The sequence below is a fragment of the Pedobacter sp. CG_S7 genome (assembly GCF_040544395.1).
Taxonomy (GTDB): domain Bacteria; phylum Bacteroidota; class Bacteroidia; order Sphingobacteriales; family Sphingobacteriaceae; genus Pedobacter.
Genome location: NZ_JBEONS010000092.1, coordinates 1 through 2315, shown reverse-complemented (window position 1 = coordinate 2315; position 2315 = coordinate 1). Strand labels below are relative to the sequence as shown.

General features: G+C 37.4%; 3 protein-coding genes. All 3 read right to left on the bottom strand.

Annotated features, from left to right (window positions below; all coding sequences use genetic code 11):
* Positions 1–183: 183 nt before the first annotated feature.
* From AAKU52_RS17360 to AAKU52_RS17350, 3 genes are read right to left on the bottom strand one after another with little or no spacing between them, the layout of a single operon-like run.
* Positions 184–1026: an OmpA/MotB family protein gene (locus AAKU52_RS17360; protein WP_354335900.1), complete on the bottom strand. Its 843-nt coding sequence runs from the start codon at positions 1024–1026 to the stop codon at positions 184–186.
* Positions 1027–1076: 50 nt separating this feature from the next.
* The gene (locus tag AAKU52_RS17355) at positions 1077–1739 is read right to left on the bottom strand and encodes a DUF2461 domain-containing protein (protein ID WP_354335899.1); all 663 of its coding nucleotides are present in this window, start codon (positions 1737–1739) and stop codon (positions 1077–1079) included.
* On the bottom strand, positions 1732–1977 hold the full coding sequence (locus AAKU52_RS17350; protein ID WP_354335898.1) for a CAMCR motif-containing small membrane protein: 246 nt from the start codon (positions 1975–1977) through the stop codon (positions 1732–1734). Before AAKU52_RS17350 ends, AAKU52_RS17355 begins: the two co-directional genes overlap by 8 nt.
* Between the last annotated feature and the right edge of the window lie 338 nt (positions 1978–2315).

The window sequence follows — 2315 nt, the reverse complement described above, 5'->3', positions numbered from 1 at the left end:
AAGGTGAAACTCAAAGTGTCGGGTATGTTTAAATCTACTAAAGGTGCACAGAACTATGCAATCATTCGTTCCATTACCGATACATGTAAGAAAAACCAGCAGCAAATACTCAATGCCTTCTCAACTATTGATAATTCATAGACAACCTGAGTCGTTACCCTTTTAAATCATATTACTAATTTCTTATTTGTTGATCAAATCATATAACTCATCCAATTTCGGAGAAAGTACAATTTCAATTCTGCGGTTTTTACTTCTGCTATCAGCATTTGTATTGTCTGCTAAAGGTTGAAACTCCCCCTTACCCGTGGCAGTCATGCGCACACTTTCTATTTTTTCTACATCAGTAAGGAAGCGCACCACTGAAGTAGACCTTAACACACTCAGGTCCCAGTTATCTTTAATCTGACCGAGGTTTATAATTTTCTGTGTATCGGTATGGCCTTCTACAGCAATATTTATTTCAGGTTGTTCTTTCAACACAATAGCCAATTGGCTTAAGGCTTGTTTTCCTTTTTCATCAATCACAATACTTCCCGATGGAAATAAAAGCTTATCCATTAAAGAAACGTAAACTTTTCCGTTTTTAACATCTACACTCAGCCCGCTTTTTGTGAAACCAAACAAGGCATTCTGTAATGTTTCCTTCAACTTATTTGTAGCTTGATCGCGTTTGCGTAAAATTTCTTCTACTTCTTTTAAGCGTTGTTCTCTAGCCTTCAAATCGCCAGCCAACTTACTGATTTGGGTAGAGCTATTGCTGCGTAATTTGTTATAATTACCGTCAACTTCTGCATAGTTGGACTGCAGTTCGGCCAGTGCTGAATGGAGATTAGCAGTATCTTTTCTTAATTTCCTGATGGTTGCATCGAGGTTTTCACCACTCAACTTAGATTCTGACAAGCCTAAATTTAAAGAATCTTGACGGGCAAGTAGTGCTTTGTATTTTTTTGGGGATAATACGACACAGGAAGTAATTGTGGAAGCCAAAAGAAGGACGGCCAGGCCTAAAAAAAGTTGTTTCATGTTTTTACTATATATTGGTTTTAGGAATTAATAGATTAAGCATATTTGTTTTACCCTGCAATTGCCTTTCTTAAGAAAGCTACCAAAGGATAAATCATTTGATAAGAATGGACCAACTTTTTAACAATGGTGGGCTTATAAAACTCCTCATCTGGTATTACTTTTGCCACTTCGAAGCTTTTTAGCCTCAGGTAAGCAATATTAGGATCTTCAGGATCATAACCTTTAGGTGCCTTCTTCAGGGTATTTGCTGTGCTGAGCTGAAAGTTGGAAGCGAAATCCTTTTGCTGTATGACCTTCAAAAAATCACTACTGTTGTAATCTATTTCCTGACGAATAAGCTTGAGGTGTGCGGTATCAGGCATCCAATAACCACCGGCCAAAAAACAATTGCCAGGCTGCAGGTGCAGGTAATAGCCAGGTTCATTACCACCCTTGCTAAAGGCAGAAAACCAGATACCAAAATTAGATTTATAGGGGTCTTTGTTATTACTAAACCTGACATCGCGATAGATTCGCAGTAAAGATTTTTTTGGATCCGATTCTGCTGAGATCAGCGGATCTATTTTAGCCAGCTCAGGAATCAGGCTTTGTATAAATGAAAGTACATCTTCTCTTGCCGCCTCATATTCACCCTTGTTTGCTGCAAACCATTCGCGGTTGTTATTTTGCGTTACGTCTTTTAAAAACGAAAAGGTGGAAGGATTAATCATGGCTTAGGTTCTTTTTACGGTATTTAATATACCACAAAACACCTAAACTAACAATTAACAGATATGGAAAGGCCATAAGATAAAGCACGCCAGAATTTAAACCTTTACCTTGGGTGTTACCGTTTTTTGTTCCCTGCTCTGCATTAATACTGCACATAGCGCATTGTGCTTTTACAACAGGGTTAATGGTTATGGCCGTAACCATTATAAACAGGAATATAAAAGCTGCCTTTTTCATTGATGTATTTATGTTTTTAATTGCGATTAAGCTATCATAAGCTTTTCTACACTTCATTTTGGAAGCTGCAAGCTGGTAATGTATCTCGTCACAAATATAAGGAAAGAACGAACAGGAAAATGTAATAATTATGAGTGACAGGTCATTAAACAAAAAAGCTTCCCTAAATAGCATTCTACTCCATCCTACTGAACATTAGAAATCCCAAATAAATTAGAAAACGCTAAAACAGTATTAAAGAATCGTAACTACTCAGGTACCTCTATGATGAAGCAATAGTCAAGAAAGCATTTAAGATGGCCTGCTCATTTTTCTTGCAGGTGTCGGTAATAGAACGC

What these genes read in the sequence shown, in the direction of transcription:
- AAKU52_RS17350 (WP_354335898.1), bottom strand. Translation starts at nt 1,977, where the DNA reads ATGAAAAAGGCAGCTTTTATATTCCTGTTTATAATGGTTACGGCCATA.
- AAKU52_RS17355 (WP_354335899.1), bottom strand. Translation starts at nt 1,739, where the DNA reads ATGATTAATCCTTCCACCTTTTCGTTTTTAAAAGACGTAACGCAAAAT.
- AAKU52_RS17360 (WP_354335900.1), bottom strand. Translation starts at nt 1,026, where the DNA reads ATGAAACAACTTTTTTTAGGCCTGGCCGTCCTTCTTTTGGCTTCCACA.